At 66.1% G+C, this 14,689-nt stretch carries 14 protein-coding genes; 4 read left to right on the forward strand and 10 right to left on the reverse strand.

The features are described from left to right. Positions 1-4: 4 nt before the first annotated feature. Both ODR01_RS17830 and ODR01_RS17835 read right to left on the reverse strand, forming a co-directional pair. Positions 5-1,441 (reverse strand): cryptochrome/photolyase family protein, encoded by a 1,437-nt coding sequence (locus ODR01_RS17830; protein ID WP_316979047.1) that lies wholly within the window; start codon positions 1,439-1,441, stop codon positions 5-7. Positions 1,442-1,450: 9 nt separating this feature from the next. After that, entirely contained in the window at positions 1,451-3,124 is a 1,674-nt protein-coding gene (locus tag ODR01_RS17835; RefSeq protein WP_316979048.1) for a putative transporter, read from the reverse strand. 207 nt (positions 3,125-3,331) lie between these two features. Here ODR01_RS17835 and gloA point away from each other — a divergent pair, with 207 nt between their 5' ends. Genes gloA through ODR01_RS17850 form a run of 3 tightly spaced genes read left to right on the forward strand, consistent with a single transcriptional unit; the run spans position 3,332 to position 5,860 of the window. Next, a complete protein-coding gene (gene gloA / locus ODR01_RS17840) occupies positions 3,332-3,775 on the forward strand; it encodes a lactoylglutathione lyase (RefSeq protein WP_316979049.1) in 444 nt (147 codons plus the stop codon). 2 nt (positions 3,776-3,777) lie between these two features. After that, positions 3,778-5,511 (forward strand): thiamine pyrophosphate-binding protein, encoded by a 1,734-nt coding sequence (locus tag ODR01_RS17845; protein WP_316979050.1) that lies wholly within the window; start codon positions 3,778-3,780, stop codon positions 5,509-5,511. A 16-nt stretch (positions 5,512-5,527) separates the two neighbouring features. Then, positions 5,528-5,860: a hypothetical protein gene (locus ODR01_RS17850; protein ID WP_316979051.1), complete on the forward strand. Its 333-nt coding sequence runs from the start codon at positions 5,528-5,530 to the stop codon at positions 5,858-5,860. A gap of 8 nt (positions 5,861-5,868) precedes the next feature. Here the strand turns inward: ODR01_RS17850 and ODR01_RS17855 are convergent, their stop codons facing one another. The 6 genes from ODR01_RS17855 to ODR01_RS17880 all read right to left on the reverse strand — a co-directional run bounded on the left by ODR01_RS17855 (position 5,869) and on the right by ODR01_RS17880 (position 12,804). After that, complete coding sequence (locus ODR01_RS17855; protein WP_316979052.1) at positions 5,869-6,957, reverse strand: glycoside hydrolase family 88/105 protein; 1,089 nt, start codon at positions 6,955-6,957, stop codon at positions 5,869-5,871. Continuing rightward, the gene (locus tag ODR01_RS17860) at positions 6,954-8,486 is read right to left on the reverse strand and encodes a glycoside hydrolase family 28 protein (RefSeq protein WP_316979053.1); all 1,533 of its coding nucleotides are present in this window, start codon (positions 8,484-8,486) and stop codon (positions 6,954-6,956) included. Before ODR01_RS17860 ends, ODR01_RS17855 begins: the two co-directional genes overlap by 4 nt. An 88-nt stretch (positions 8,487-8,574) precedes the next feature. Continuing rightward, on the reverse strand, positions 8,575-9,855 hold the full coding sequence (locus tag ODR01_RS17865) for an ABC transporter substrate-binding protein (RefSeq protein ID WP_316979054.1): 1,281 nt from the start codon (positions 9,853-9,855) through the stop codon (positions 8,575-8,577). A 14-nt stretch (positions 9,856-9,869) separates the two neighbouring features. Beyond that, entirely contained in the window at positions 9,870-11,006 is a 1,137-nt protein-coding gene (locus ODR01_RS17870; RefSeq protein ID WP_316979055.1) for an ABC transporter ATP-binding protein, read from the reverse strand. A gap of 10 nt (positions 11,007-11,016) precedes the next feature. After that, entirely contained in the window at positions 11,017-11,916 is a 900-nt protein-coding gene (locus ODR01_RS17875) for a carbohydrate ABC transporter permease (RefSeq protein ID WP_316979056.1), read from the reverse strand. Positions 11,917-11,922: 6 nt separating this feature from the next. Further along, positions 11,923-12,804, reverse strand: a complete 882-nt coding sequence (locus tag ODR01_RS17880; protein ID WP_316979057.1) for a carbohydrate ABC transporter permease — start codon at positions 12,802-12,804, stop codon at positions 11,923-11,925. 146 nt (positions 12,805-12,950) lie between these two features. Between ODR01_RS17880 and ODR01_RS17885 the strand changes: the two genes are divergently transcribed. Further along, positions 12,951-13,763: a helix-turn-helix transcriptional regulator gene (locus ODR01_RS17885; protein WP_316979058.1), complete on the forward strand. Its 813-nt coding sequence runs from the start codon at positions 12,951-12,953 to the stop codon at positions 13,761-13,763. Positions 13,764-13,784: 21 nt separating this feature from the next. Here the strand turns inward: ODR01_RS17885 and ODR01_RS17890 are convergent, their stop codons facing one another. Next, positions 13,785-14,213 carry a YciI family protein gene (locus tag ODR01_RS17890; protein WP_316979059.1) on the reverse strand — a complete coding sequence of 143 codons (429 nt, stop codon included), beginning with the start codon at positions 14,211-14,213 and terminating at the stop codon, positions 13,785-13,787. Positions 14,214-14,229: 16 nt separating this feature from the next. Further along, positions 14,230-14,664: a VOC family protein gene (locus tag ODR01_RS17895; RefSeq protein ID WP_316979060.1), complete on the reverse strand. Its 435-nt coding sequence runs from the start codon at positions 14,662-14,664 to the stop codon at positions 14,230-14,232. Between the last annotated feature and the right edge of the window lie 25 nt (positions 14,665-14,689).

The following is a 14,689-nucleotide window of genomic DNA, read 5'->3' on the forward strand; positions in this document are numbered from 1 at the left end:
CGCGTCAGTCGCGCATTTGGGCAAGGGCATCCAGCGCACGGCGCCGCGCCCACGCGTGATCGACCAGGGCATGAGGATAGGTTGCGCCCAGGGTGACGCCGGCCTCGGCCAGAACGGCGCCCGGGGCCTCCCACGGCCGATGGACGATGCCTGCCGGTAGACCGGCCAGCTCGGGCAGCCAACGCTTCACGTATTCGCCCTCGGGATCGAATTTCTCGCCCTGCAGGGTCGGATTGAAGATGCGGAAATAGGGGGCGGCATCGGCGCCGCAACCGGCCACCCACTGCCAGTTCGCCGCATTGCTGGCGGGATCGGCGTCGACGAGCGTATCCGAGAACCAGGCTTCGCCGGCCTGCCAGGGCAGCAACAGATCCTTGACCAGGAAGGAGGCGGCGATCATGCGTACCCGGTTGTGCATCCACCCCGTCCGCCACAGTTCGCGCATGCCGGCATCGACGATCGGATAGCCGGTCAGTCCGCGCTGCCAGGCGGTGAGCGTCGCACCGTCCTCGCGCCACGGAAAGTCGGCGAACTCCGGGCGGAACGGCACCTCCGCCAAATCCGGACGGTGATGCAGCAGGTGATAGGAGAAGTCGCGCCAGGCGAGTTCCCTGAGAAAGGATTCGGCGCCGGCGGCGAATGCTCCGCCGCCGACCTCGACGGCCAGGGCCACGCGGTGCCAGCAGTCCCTCGGGCTGATCTCGCCGAAGCTGAGGTGCGGCGACAGCCGCGAAGTGCCCGCCTTGGCCGGCCGGTCGCGGTCCGCCGCGTAACGGGCAAGTGCCGTATCGAGGAAGGTGTCGAGCCGCCGCTGGGCAGCCCCCTCGCCCGCCTCCCAGGACTCATTAAGGCCGCCGCTCCAGTCGGGCTTTGACGGCAGCAATCCCCAGTCTTCCAACCGGTCCGAAGCCGGCCACGCCGTGGGTGCGACCACGCGGGAAGGCGGCGGCAACGGCGCCTCGATGCGCACGCCGCGGCACGCCCTGTAGAACGGCGTGAAGACGCGGAAGGGGCCGCCGCTCCGGGTGCGCACCGCTTCCGGTTCGGCCAGCAGGGAACCGGCGAAGCGGCGGCAAGCGACGCCGCGCGCCGCCAAAACGTCGCCCAGGCGGCTTTCCGTTTCGGCGTCATCCTGCGCGTAGCCGCGCGTGAAATGAACGGCCTGTGCCGCCGTCTCCTCGGCCAGGCGGGATACCCCCTCCTCGGCCCGGCCGCGCCTCAGCACCAGGGCGCTGCCCAGCCGCCGGAGGTCGCCGTCCAGGGATCGCAGACTGTGGTGCAGCCACCAGCGGCCGGCCGCACCCACGGCCCGCCGTTCCGGCGTTTCATCTTCGAGGATGTAAAGCGGAATCACCGGCCCACCGCCGGCGGCGGCCGCCAGCGCCGGATTGTCGGCGAGCCGGAGGTCCCGACGAAACCAGTGGATGACGGGGGCAGTCACCGACCGGCCTCAGAGGCCGGCCCAGAAGATGAGGACGAGGATCTGCGGAGCCAGGATGCGCAGACACATCACCAGCGGATAGACGGTGGCATAGGCCAGCGCCGGCGCCTCCGACGTCGAGATCTGGTTGGCGAAGGCCAGCGCCGGCGGATCGGTCATGCTGCCGGCCAGCAGGCCGCACACCGTCAGATAGTTGGTCTTCATGACAAGGCGGGCGAAAAAGCCGACCACCAGCAGCGGAACGAGGGTGATCAGCGACGCCGCCGCCATCCACGCCAGGCCGTCGCCGTGAACGAGCGTTTCGACGAAGCGATCGCCCGATTTGAGGCCGACCACCGCCAGGAACAGCACGATGCCGAATTCGCGCAGCGCATGGTTGGCGACTGGCGGCATGAACCAGACCAAGGGGCCGATATGGCCGATCCTGGACAGCACCAGGGCGACGATCAAGGGCCCGCCCGCCAAGCCCAATTTCAATGCGGCCGGCATTCCCGGCAGATAGATCGGGATGCTGCCCAGCAGCACGCCGAGCGCGATGCCGATGAACATCGGCGCCAACTGCACCTGCTGGAGGCGGCGCTCGGAATTGCCGATGACGGCGGCGAACCCCCGGATGTCGATGGGGGTGCCGATGGCGGTCAGGATGTCGCCGAACTGGAACTTGAGCGATGCCGTCGGCGACAGTTCGACTCCCGCCCGGTTCACCCGCGAAATCACGACGTGGTAGGCATCCGCCGCGTTGAGCTCGGCCAACGAGGTCCCGAGAATGTGCGAATTGGTGACGACCAGTCGCTCCCAGCGCACGTCCGAGGCGGCCGCCTCCATCTCCGTCTGCGCCGGCTCGCCCAGGATCATCTGCATTTCCTTGAGGCGCGGCCTGGGCCCGACGATGCGCAGCACGTCGCCGACTCCGATGCGCGATTCGCTGGTCGGCACCTCGACCCGCCCTTCGCGCATAAGGCGCGACACCACCAGTTCCAGCCTATTGAGCCCCGGGATCTCGGGCACCAGCACGCCGTCGAGGTTCTTGTTGCGCACCGCGACGTCCATCACCTCCAGCCCGGCGACTTCCGAGCGACGCTCCTTCTCGAAGGCCACGGCCTCCCGATCGACGTTGATGCCGAGGAACAGGCGGATGAGCCCCATGGCCAGCAGGATGCCGGCGATGCCGAAGGGATAGGCCACGGCGTAGCCGAGACCGGGAAGCGCGAGATCGGCGGCGGGCGCGCCCATGGTGCGCAGCATTTCCTGGCCGGCGGCGAGCGACGGCGTGTTGGTGACGCCGCCCGAGAAAAGGCCCAGGACCACCGGCAGCGGAATGTCGGTTAGCGCGTAGAGGCCGCCGGCCACCGCAGTCCCCATCACCACCAGGGCCGCGGCCATGGCGTTGAGCGCCGGCCCCGACTGCTTGAAGGCGGCGAAGAAGCCGGGGCCGACCTGGATGCCGATGGTGTAGACGAACAGGATCAGCCCGAATTCCTGGATGAAGTGCATGGCGGCCGGCGCCACCTCGCCGCTGAAATGGCCGACCAGAATGCCGGCGAACAGCACGCCGCCGATGCCCAGCGACACCGCCCTGTAGCGGATATTGCCAATGGCGATGCCCAGCGCCGCGACGATGCTGAGCAGCAGCGTCGCCTGGGCGATTTCGTTGAGACCGCCGAAAACGTTCAGAAAATCCATCGGACCCGCGCACCCGAAATGACCATGTCCCCGGCCAAAAATGGGTATCCCAGCCGAAGGGGCAAAGGGTTTACCCTCATTTGCCCGCCATTGCCAGCCCCGGTTGCGGCGCCGCCGTCCCTTTTCCGGCGGTTCCGCGATAACGACTTGGATAGGGCGCCCCCGCGTGCTGAAATGAGAAAGCCCTTCACCCGGAAAGAGGAAGCCATGACCGACAAAATCGCCCCCCAGAGCGCCGCGTCCACCGAAGCCCGGCCCGTCGGAACGCGCATCCTGCACACCATGCTGAGGGTTTTCGACCTCGACCGCTCGATCGCATTCTACACCAAGGCCTTCGGCATGGCGCTGCTGCGCAGGACCGACTTTCCCGGTGGCCGGTTCACGCTGGCCTTCGTCGGATACGGCGCCGAGGAAAAGGACGCGGTCCTCGAACTCACCCACAACTGGGACCAGAAGGAACCCTACGAGATCGGCACCGCCTACGGCCACATCGCCATCGCCGTGCCCGACGCCTACCGCGCCTGCGAGATCCTGGAGAAGAACGGCGCCAGGATCACCCGCCCGGCCGGGCCGATGAAGCACGGCACCCGGGTGATCGCCTTCGTCGAGGACCCCGACGGCTACAAGATCGAACTGGTTCAAAGGGATTGACCATGCCCACTGTCGTCAAACGGCCCGGCGCCGCCGGAAAGGCGGCCGCCTTGCCTTCGGCCAACCAGCGCACCGGCGGCCAGATCCTGATCGATTCCTTGCGCGTGCACGGCGTCGAGCGCGCCTTCTGCGTGCCGGGCGAAAGCTATATCGCGGCGCTGGACGCGCTGCACGACGCGCCCGAGATCGATCTCATCGTCTGCCGCCACGAAAGCGGCGCCGCCATGATGGCGGACGCCTACGGCAAGATGACCGGCAACCCGGGCATCTGCTTCGTCACCCGCGGACCGGGGGCGACCAACGCCAGTGCCGGCATCCACATCGCCTTCCAGGACTCGACGCCGATGATCCTGATCATCGGGCAGGTGGCGCGCCGCATGCTGGACCGCGAGGCCTTCCAAGAGATCGATTATCGCCGCATGTTCGGGCAGATGGCCAAGTGGGTGGCGCAGATCGACGACGCGGCGCGCATACCGGAATACATCAGCCGCGCCTTCCATACGGCGACGTCGGGCCGTCCCGGGCCGGTGGTGCTGGCCATCCCCGAGGACGTCTTTCGCGAGCGCGCCTTCGCCAGGGACGCCCGCGCCTTCGTGCGCGCGGCGACCCATCCCGGGGCGCCCGACATGGCCAAGCTGCGCGACTTGCTGAGCGAGGCCAAAAACCCCTTCGTCATCCTCGGCGGCGGCGGCTGGAACGCCGCCGCCTGCGCCGACATCCGCCAGTTCGTCGAGCGCAACAAGCTGCCGGTCGGCACCGCCTTCCGCTGCCAGGACTATTTCGACAACACGCTGCCCAACTACGTCGGCGACGTCGGCATCGGCATCAATCCCAAGCTGACGGCGCGCATCCGCGACGCCGACCTCCTGATCGACGTCGGCTCGCGCCTGGAAGAGATGGTGACGTCGGGCTACACCCTGATCGACATCCCGCAGCCCAAGCAGACGTTGGTCCACGTCTATCCGGGAGCCGAGGAACTGGGCCGCGTCTATCGGCCGGATTTGCCGATCCACGCCTCCATGCCCGCCTTCGCCGCCGCCGCCGCCGCGATGGAACCGGTCGGCTTCGCGCCGTGGGCCGAGCGCGTGCCGACGGCGCGGGCGGAATTCATCGAGTGGACGACGCCCCGGGCAACGCCGGGCGCCATCCAGATGGGCGAGATCATGGCCTATCTGCGCGACACCCTGCCGGCCGACGCCATCATCTGCAACGGGGCGGGCAACTACACCACCTGGGTGCATCGCTATTACCGCTTCCGCCGCTACCGCACTCAACTGGCGCCACGCTGCGGCTCCATGGGCTACAGCCTGCCCGCCGCGGTATCGGCCAAGCGCCACTATCCGGGCCGCCCCGTCATCGCCTTCGTCGGCGACGGCTGCTTCATGATGACGGCACAGGAACTGGCCACCGCCGTCATGTACCGGCTGGCCGTCATCGTCATCGTCATCAACAACGGCATGTACGGCACCATCCGCATGCACCAGGAGCGCAACTACCCCAAGCGTGCCTACGGGGTCGACCTGGCCAATCCCGACTTCGCCGCCTTCGCGCGCGCCTTCGGTGCCGTCGGCGAGACCATCCACCGCACCGAGGACTTCGTGCCCGCCTTCGAACGGGCGCTGACCACCGACCGGCCGGTGGTGCTCGAACTGCTGCTCGACCCCGAGGTGATCACGCCGACCCGCACCCTTTCCGAAATCCAGGAGGAAGCGCTGAGCCGTCTGGCGCAAGGCTAAGGACCCCGAACCTGCCATGAGCGAGGAGCGCGACCCAAGGCCGGCATCCCCGTCCCGCGTGCGGGCGCTGTGGTTGGGCGAGGTCCCGCTGCGGGTCGTCTTCTGGTGGCATGCGATGGTGGTGGGTACGCTGTTCAACGTCTTGGCGACCTTGCTCTTCGTGGTCGTGCAAAGCCTCGGGGCATCGGACGCCGTGAGCCTGGCCGCCCTTCTGCTGCCTGTCCCTTATAACGTCTTCATTGCCATCGCCGTGTGGCGCAGCGCCGGCCGCTACACGGGGCCGCCGCTGTGGGCCCACTTGGCCCGCCTCGCCGTCAGCCTGTGGGCGATCGGTGCGAGCGTTATCTGAAACCCGGTTCAGCCCAGCCGGCGGCGTTCGGCCTCGGCCATCATGAAGGGGCCGACCCCCTTGGGATCGTTCGCCACCACCGGCTCGCGGACGTAATATTCAAAAGAGCCGTCGCGACAGCCGAATTCGCCGTTGATGTCGCCCAGGCCCGCCATCAGGCAGATGCCGCCAAGCGCGGTGCCGTTCACGGGCCCGTTCAGGTAGCGCTCGACAAGGCCATTCAGCGAGCGGCGCGCCCCGTCGGCCTTGGCCGCATCGAGGACGCCCAGCCGATGGCCCTTGAGAAAGGCGTAGGCGAACATCGCCGTGCACGAGCTTTCGGGATAGTTGCCGGGACGGCCCGGCTGATCCATCACCTGCATCCACAGGCCGTCGGGTTGCCGCCAGGCCAGCACGGCGTCAGCAACCTCTTGCAGCAGGCCGGCATAGAAGGCACGGTCGGCATGGCCGGCCGGCACGATCTCGACCAGATCGGCGAGCGCCATGGCGTACCAACCGATGGCGCGCGACCAGAACGACGCCGACAGGCCGGTTTCGGGATCGGCCCACCCGGCGCCGCGGCTTTCGTCGTAGCCGTGGTAGTAGAGCCCCGTGCGGGCATCATGCATGACCCGGCGCACCGTCTCGATCTGGCCGCGGACGTCGGCGAGCGCCGCCCCTTCCTCGTAGTCCAGGCTGTAGGCCGCGAGCAGGGGCAGCGCCATGTAGAGGCCGTCCAGCCAGACCTGCCAGGGATAGGCCTTCTTGTGCCAGAAGCTGTTGGCCCGCGTGCGCGGGTGGTCGATCAACTGCGCGCGCAGGGTGTGCAGCGCCTTGGCATAGCGGGGATCGCCGGTTTCGTCACGCAGCAGGAACAGCACCCGGCCGGCCTGGACATTGTCCAGGCTGAAGTCGTCCATGACGTAGCCTTCGATGACGCCGTCGGGCTCGACCCGCCGATTGACATGGTCGATCAGCTTCTCGAGCAGCCAGTCGCCCTGGCCCGCCAGGTAAAGATCGGCGAGTCCCTTGTAGAAGCAGCCGTCCTCGTAGCACCAGCGGCCGTTCTTGTAGGCATGGTAGCCGTCGACGTAATGGCGGATAAAGCGATCGATCACGGGTCCTGATCTCCGGGAAAAGCCAACAGGGGCCCGGCCACGCCGGGCGCCGAAACGTTTTCGACGACGGGCCCCTCGACATTGATGAAAACGAAGCCCGCCCGGGCCAGCGGCGCGACCCCGCAGGCCATGACCGGCGGCGCCGGCTCGGCGTCGGCGGCGAAGCCGATGCGAACGTCACGCACGACGAGCCCCGAGACCGGGCGCTCGGGCAGGCCCAGGACATAGGCGGCGGCGTGGCGCACGCCGGTGGCTTCCACCCGCTCGAAGCGGATGTTGCGTACCGTCGGCGTGCCGGCGTCGACGGGCAATGGCCGGCGGTCCTGGACGTAGTCGCTCTTGCCGTCGGGGTCGCAGTAATAAAAGGCGTTGATGACCAACGGATCGGCGACGTCCTCCATGCGGACGTCGTGCAGGTGGATGCCATCGACGATGCCGTCCTCGCCGCGCCCCCGCCGGGTCTTGATCCTTAAGCCCCGGTCGGTCTGGCGGAACAGACAGTGGCCGATCTCGACATCGCCGACGCCGCCCGCCATCTCGCTGCCGATGACCACGGCGCCGTGGCCGTATTCCATCCGGCAGCGGCGGATGCGGATGCCGCGGCTCGGCCGCTTCAGCAAACGGCCCAGGAAGATCTTGCCCGATTTGATGGCGATGCAGTCGTCGCCCACCGAGAAGCGCCCGCCGACGATCTCGACGTCCTCGCAGCTTTCCGGATCGAGGCCGTCGGTGTTGGGGGAATCCTTCGGGTTTTCGATGGTCAGGCCGTGGAAGCGCAGCCCCCGCGAGAACAGCGGATGGACGGTCCACGACGGCGAGTTGCAGATCGTCACGCCCTGGACCAGGACGTCGCGGCAGGCGTTGAAGAACAGCGTGCGCGGGCGGCGGGCCGGGCGCTTTTCCTTCGGCCATTGCCACCAGTCGCCGGCCGCCGCGTTGCCGTCGATGACGCCGCCGCCGACGATGGCGACGTCGGCGACGTCGAGCCCGGTCAGCAGGGAGGCGAAACAATCGTCGGGATCGCCTTCCCATGACCCGAGGAAAAGATCGGGCCGGCCGGACCGTTCGATGCGTCCCGGCAGGATCGGATAGCGCGCCCGCGCGGCATGGCCCTTGAGCGTGGCGCCGGGACGCAGATAAAGGGTGGTGCCGCTCTTGAGAAAGAGCGGGCCGCTGGCCCACTGGCCGGGGCCGAAAATGACCGTGCCACCGGCCGGGCAGGCGGCGATGGCCGCCTGCAACGCCGCCGTGTCGTCGTGCGTTCCGTCGCCGACGGCGCCGAACAGGCGCACGTCCAAGGCCGCCGTCTCGGCCCGGGTGCGAAACGCCAAAGCCGATCCGTCCGCCACCTGGACGGCATAGCCGGTATCCGGCATCAGGTCGTTCAGCACGAACACCGCCGCCGCCGTCTCGAACACGGCCTCGCCGTCCAGCCGGACGGGAAACGCCGCGTCGAGGTCGGGGCCCGCCGCGTCGACGACCTCGAAGGCCGCCGTGCGGGCGGTGGCGGAAAGCAAAGCCAGGTTCATCGTGGGCCTTTCGGCCGGCGGGCGCCGGTGGGGAAAACCGCAGGAAAAAAGGGGGATGGCGAAGCCGAACTCCACCATCCCCGTCAGGTCACCGCGTCGCCTTGGCGAGGATGTCGCCGCCCTCGTCGACGAGACGGGCCGCGGCGTCCTTCACCGAGATCTTGCGATAGCTCAGCTGCTCCATGGTCGAGCGATAGAGCTCCTGCATCTTGGGATGCTCGAAGAAGGTCGAAAGCTGCGGCGCCTGGCCGCTCATGACGATGTCGTGGGCGAAGGCCACCGGCTTGTTGACGAGCCCTTCCTTGACCAGCATGTCGGCCGCCACCTTGCTGGCCGGAATGCCGCGCGAATCGCCCAGGATCTTGACCGCCGCCGGATCGTTCATCAGGAAGTTCAGCAGCGTCGCCGCTTCCTTCTTGTGCTTCGAGTTCTTGGAGATCGAGAACATCATGGTCGGCTTGCGCAGCAGGCCCTCGCTCTTGGCCCCCTTGAACATCAGCGTCTTCACCGGCACCAGGTCCTGATCCTTGCCCAGCGGGTCGCGGAACTTGGCCCACACCGAATCCCACTCGTAGGAACCGCCGAGCTTGCCCTCGATCCACGCCTTCTTCTGGTGCAGCTCCAGCTTGGTGCCGCCCTCGGCGCTGGTCTTCTCGTAGTTCGGGATGACCCCCTTGTCCTCGAGGTCGACATAGAACTGCAGGCCCTTGGCCACCTCGTCCTTGGTCCAGGCGATTTCGTTGCTGTCCGGGTCGATAAAGGACTTGCCGGTCATCTGGGTGACATAGTGCACCGCGGCATACCACGGGTTCAGGTCGGTGGTGTCGAAGGGATAGTACTCGGCGCCGAGCTTCTTGAAGGCGGGGGCGGCGGCAATCATGTCGTCCCAGCTCTTCGGAATATCCCGTCCGGCTTTCTTGAAGACCGCCGGATTGAACATGTAGACGCGCCCGGTGATCGACACCGGCAGGCCGTTGAGTTTGCCCTTGATCATGCCGGTCTTGAGCACGTCGGCGCTGAACTGCTTGAGGTCGAGCACGTCCTTGAACTCGTTGAGGTCGGCGAAGCCGTCGCCGCGCTTGGAGAACAAGGGCAGCCACGGCCAGTTGATCTGCATCAGGTCGGGTTCGGTGCCGCCGGCAATCTGGGTGGTGATGCGCTCCAGATGGCCTTGCCAGCCGGTGTACTCGGCCTTCACCTTGATGCCGGGATATTTCGCCTCGAAGGCCTTCAGCGCATCCTGCGTCTGTTTGTGGCGGGCCTCGCCGCCCCACCAGGACATGCGGATTTCCACGGGATCGGCCGCCGACACCGTGGTCGTGAACAGGCCCGCCAGAACGGCGGACGCCACTGCGGGTAACCACTTCATCGCTTTTCTCCTCCTCACGCGTTCATTGATAACGTCAGATTGAGTCCGCTCCTCGGGTCGAAGACGTGGGCGCGGTCCATGAGCAGGCGGAAACGCGCCCGTTCCCCCACTTTCAGGGCATGCAGCAGGCCGGGGTTTTCGATGCGGTTGACGGCGGTGTATTCCTCGCCGTCGAGGTCGAAATAGATGAACACCTCGTGGCCCATGAACTCGACGAATTTGAGCGTGCCTTCCACCGCGCCCTCGGTGTCTGGCTTGGCCAGTTCGATGAAGGGCGGGCGGATGCCGAGCACGACGTCGCCGTCCGGCCGGTCGGCAAGGCAGCTGGCCTTGTCTTCGGGCAGGGCCACGGTGAAGCCGCCGACCCTGAGGGCCGGTGCGCCGTTCTCGCGGGTAAGGCGGGCCGGGCGCAGGTTCATCTCGGGCGAGCCCAGGAAGCCGGCGACGAAGGTGTTGGCCGGCCGATCAAAGAGGCGGGTCGGCGTGTCGACCTGCATGATGTGGCCTTCCTTGAGCACACAGATCCGATCGCCCATGGTCATCGCCTCGGTCTGGTCGTGGGTGACGTAGATGACCGTGGCGTTGAGCCCGTCGGCCTTGAGGCGCCGGTGCAGTTCGGTGATGCGCACACGCATCGAGGCGCGCAGCTTGGCGTCGAGGTTGGACAGCGGCTCGTCGAACAGGAACACCTGCGGCTTCTTGATCAGCGCGCGACCCACCGCCACCCGCTGCGCCTGGCCGCCCGACAGCTCCTTGGGCAGGCGCTCCAGCAGCTCCTCGATCTCCAGGATGGCCGCCACCTCGTCGACCGCCTTCTTGATCTCCGCCTCGGGCTGGCGCTTGAGTCGAAGGCCGAACGACAGGTTGCGGTGCACCTTCATGTGCGGATAGAGCGCGTAGTTCTGGAAGACCATGGCGATGCCGCGCTCGTAGGGCGGCAGGTTGTTGACGATCCTGCCGCCGATGCGCACCTCGCCGCCGGAGATCGATTCCAGGCCGGCGATCATGCGAAGCGTGGTCGACTTGGCGCAGCCGGACGGGCCGATGAGGACCATGAACTCGCCGTCCTTCACGTCGAGGTCGATCTCGTGGACGGCCTTGAAGCCGTTCGGATAGACCTTGGAAAGCTGTCTCAGGATGACGGCGGACATGGCGGCCTGCTTATCCTTTCAGTCCGGTGGTCGAGATTCCCTCGATGAAGTACTTCTGGGCCAGGAAGAAGACGACGAGCGACGGGACGAGGGCCAGCACCGTCATCGACAGAATGCGGTTCCATTCGAAGGATTCGGTGACCGAGATCGACATCTTGAGCGCCAGCGCGATGGGGTATTTCTCGACCGACGAGATGTAGATCAGCGGCCCCAGGAAGTCGTTCATCGACCACATGAACTGGAACAGGCAGACCGAGATGATGGCCGGCTTGAGGATGGGAATGACGATGTGGATCAGGACCTGGGTCGGACGGCAGCCGTCGATCATCGCCGCCTCCTCCATGTCGCGCGGGATGCCCCTTAAGAACTGGATCAGCATGAAGACGAAGAAGGCGTCGACCGCGAACAGTTGCGGCACCCACAGCGGCAGGTAGGAATCCAGCCAGCCCAGCTCGCGGAACAGAATGTACTGCGGGATGCGGGTCACCACGTTGGGCAGCAGCAGGGTGCCGATGAGGACGGCGAACAGCAGTTTCTTGCCGGGGAACTCGAAACGCGCGAAGCCGTAAGCGACCAGCACCGAGGAGAAAGCGGTGGCCAAAACCTTCGGGATCAGGATGGCGAAAGTATTGAGGAAGAAGCGCCCGAAGGTGTACTCGGTCGAGGTCTTCCAGCCTTCGATGTAGCCGTCCACCGTCGGGGCCAGCGGAATGAAGCCGATCTCGGTGAAGATCTCGTGGTTGGTCTTGAACGACGCGCCGACCAGCCACAGCAGCGGATAGATCATGGCGAAGCCGCAGGCGATCAGGATGGCATAGCGGACGGCCGCGTTGAGCCGCTGGCGCCGTTCGGTGCGGCGGACTTCGGCCAGGGCATCCGGGGACAATTCGGAAATGAGCGTCTTGTGCATGGCCCCTCAGCTCCGCTTGTCGCCGGAATAGAAGACCCAGTACTTCGAGGTGGCAAACGCGATGACGGTGAACACCATAACGATGGTGAACAGCACCCACGCCAGCGCCGAGCCGTAGCCCATCTCGAAGTCCCGGAAGGCGGCGTCATAGACGTAAAGCGGCAGCAGGTAGGTGGCCTTGAGCGGTCCGCCGCCGGTGATGATGTAGGGGCCGTTGAACTCCTGGAAAGCCTGGACCAACTGCATGACGAAATTGAAGAAGATGACCGGCGTGATCAGGGGCACGGTGATCTTGAGGAAGGCCTGCCACTTATTGGCGCCGTCGATCAGCGCCGCCTCGTAGAGGGATTGCGGCACGTTCTGCAGCGCGGCCAGGAAGATGACCATGGCCGAGCCGAACTGCCAGAGGCGGAGCAGCGTGATGGTGAACAGCGCCCAGCCCGGCTGGCCGAACCACGGCACCGGGTCGATGCCGACGGCGCCCAGGATCAGGTTGATCACCCCGTAGTCGGCGAACATGTAGCGCCACAGCACGGCGATGGCGACGGACCCGCCGAGGATCGAGGGCACGTAGTAGGCGGTCCTGAAAAGGTTGATGCCCTTCAAGCGGAAATTGAGGATGTGCGCGATGTAGAGCGCGAAGACCAGCTTCAGCGGCACCGTCATGAAGACGTAGAGGAGCGTGACGGACAGCGACTTCCAGAACACCCGGTCCTTGAAGAACATGTACTCGAAGTTCTCGAGGCCCACCCAATAGGGCGGATCGATCAGGTTGTACTCGGTGAAGCTCAGCCCCAGGGAGGCCAGGAACGGGAAGGCCGTGAAGACCAGCAACCCGATCACATAGGGCGTCACATAGGTGAAGCCGAGAAGCCTGTTCTCGTACATGCAGCGTCCCAGATCTACCGGGCGCGCTTCTTGTTGATTTCCGACGCGCCCGCGCCATCGCCACCCTACCCCGTTCGTGATAGGGTCAGCCTGAAAAGGATGACGGGGAAGCGGGCCGGCGGCAATGGAGGGATCGGGCGAAAAAGATGGACGGAATCGTTGAAAATCCCATCAACGTTTTGCCGTCTGGCAACCTGACGCTGGCCCTGCCGCGCACGCTCATCCGCATGCGCCACGACGAGAAGTGGCACGTCGACAAGCGCATCGACTGCCACGACCTGTTCATCTGCCTGACCGGCGCCGCCCATTACCTGCTGGACGAGGAACCCTACACCATCGCCGAGGGCCAGGCGTTGTTCGTGCCGGCCGGCACCCGCTATCGCGGCCACCATGCCGGGGGCGGCCTTTACACCGGGCCGGCCCAGCACTTCGACCTCAAGCTGTTCAACGAGATCGACCTTTTTTCGCTGATCTCGGTCAAGCCGCTGGTCACCTTCTCGCGCTGGAAGGAAATCCGCCCGCTGGTCGAGTTCTACATGGCGGTCAGCCCCGAGGAGACCAACTCGCTCCAGCAGCACTATCTGTTTCTCACCCTGCTGCTGGAATTCATCAACGAGGCCTTCATCGCCTGGAAGGGCGGCAACAGCCTGCCCTGGCACGTCGCCAGCACCGCCATCAAGATCAGCGACGATATCCTGGATCGCGACCACGTGGAGCGGGTGCTGGGGCGCGTGCCCTACAGCCGCGACTATTTCATCCGCGTCTTCCGCCAGTTCATCGGCTATACCCCGGCCCGCTTCCAGCAATACCGGCGCATCGAGCGGGCCAAGGACTTCCTCAATACCGGCCGCTCGGTCAAGGATACCGCCAGCCTGTTGGGCTATGCCGATCCCTACTATTTCAGCCGGCTGTTCAAGCGCTACACCGGCATCGCCCCCCGGCGCGCCACCCGCGAGTGACGGCGCGCCGGGGTAGTGACGTCACGCCTTCCGGCGCTGCCGCGTTTCGGCCTGCATATCGGCGAACCCTGCCGCGGCTTCCTGGACGTCGGCGGGGAACTCCTCCATCTCGAACACCTGGCGGATCTCGATGGTCTCGTTTTCCGACGCCGGGCAGCGCTTGGCCCAGGCGATCGCGTCTTCCTTCGACTTCACGTCGATCATCCAATAGCCGCCGAGGCATTCCGTCGCGCCGGGGAACGGCCCCTCGGTCACCTCCGGCTTGCCGCCGGCGAACGAGACGCGGACCCCCGCCGACGGCGGGTGAAGGCCGTCGAGCGAAAGCAACACGCCGGCCTCCTTCAGGGCTTCGTTGTACTTCATCATGGCGGCCACCGCGTCGGCGTCCGGCATGGTGTCCGGCTCGGCCGTCTCATAGCCCTTGGGGATCATCAGCATCATGAATCGCATGGCATCTTTCCTCGTCTCAAGCGGCTGCCGCCGCGGTGGCCGCCGGGGCGACGTAGATCATCCACGACACGCCGAAGCGGTCGGTCAGCATGCCGAAGCGTGGAGAGAAGAAAGTCTCTCCCAACGGCATCTGCACCTCGCCGCCGTCGGCCAGCGCATTGAAAAAGCGGTCGGCCTCAGTTTTGCTAGTGGCCGTCAGCGACAGCGAAAAGCCCTTGAAACTCGTGGGCTCGTTGCCGCAACCGTCAGAGGCCAACAGGACCGCATCGCCGATCTTGAGGGTGGCGTGCATCACGCTTTCTGGATCGATCTCCCCCATCTCCGGGGGGTGCTCGTCCGGACTGTCCTTGAAACGCACAAGCATCTCCACCTCGGCACCCAGAGCCTTGCGGTAGAACTCGATGGCCTCCTCGCAGCGGCCGTTGAAGAACAGATAAGGCTGAACTTGCATGGGGGATTCCTTGTGGTTCGCGTGG

The organism is Shumkonia mesophila, from assembly GCF_026163695.1.
Taxonomy (GTDB): Bacteria; Pseudomonadota; Alphaproteobacteria; order Rhodospirillales; family Shumkoniaceae; genus Shumkonia; species Shumkonia mesophila.

Excerpts from the sequence above, each read along its gene's own strand:
- ODR01_RS17865 (WP_316979054.1), bottom strand. The coding sequence starts at position 9,855 with ATGAAGTGGTTACCCGCAGTGGCGTCCGCCGTTCTGGCGGGCCTGTTC.
- ODR01_RS17875 (WP_316979056.1), bottom strand. The coding sequence starts at position 11,916 with ATGCACAAGACGCTCATTTCCGAATTGTCCCCGGATGCCCTGGCCGAA.
- gloA (WP_316979049.1), top strand. The coding sequence starts at position 3,332 with ATGACCGACAAAATCGCCCCCCAGAGCGCCGCGTCCACCGAAGCCCGG.
- ODR01_RS17860 (WP_316979053.1), bottom strand. The coding sequence starts at position 8,486 with ATGAACCTGGCTTTGCTTTCCGCCACCGCCCGCACGGCGGCCTTCGAG.
- ODR01_RS17890 (WP_316979059.1), bottom strand. The coding sequence starts at position 14,213 with ATGCGATTCATGATGCTGATGATCCCCAAGGGCTATGAGACGGCCGAG.
- ODR01_RS17845 (WP_316979050.1), top strand. The coding sequence starts at position 3,778 with ATGCCCACTGTCGTCAAACGGCCCGGCGCCGCCGGAAAGGCGGCCGCC.
- ODR01_RS17850 (WP_316979051.1), top strand. The coding sequence starts at position 5,528 with ATGAGCGAGGAGCGCGACCCAAGGCCGGCATCCCCGTCCCGCGTGCGG.
- ODR01_RS17880 (WP_316979057.1), bottom strand. The coding sequence starts at position 12,804 with ATGTACGAGAACAGGCTTCTCGGCTTCACCTATGTGACGCCCTATGTG.
- ODR01_RS17835 (WP_316979048.1), bottom strand. The coding sequence starts at position 3,124 with ATGGATTTTCTGAACGTTTTCGGCGGTCTCAACGAAATCGCCCAGGCG.
- ODR01_RS17870 (WP_316979055.1), bottom strand. The coding sequence starts at position 11,006 with ATGTCCGCCGTCATCCTGAGACAGCTTTCCAAGGTCTATCCGAACGGC.
- ODR01_RS17895 (WP_316979060.1), bottom strand. The coding sequence starts at position 14,664 with ATGCAAGTTCAGCCTTATCTGTTCTTCAACGGCCGCTGCGAGGAGGCC.
- ODR01_RS17885 (WP_316979058.1), top strand. The coding sequence starts at position 12,951 with ATGGACGGAATCGTTGAAAATCCCATCAACGTTTTGCCGTCTGGCAAC.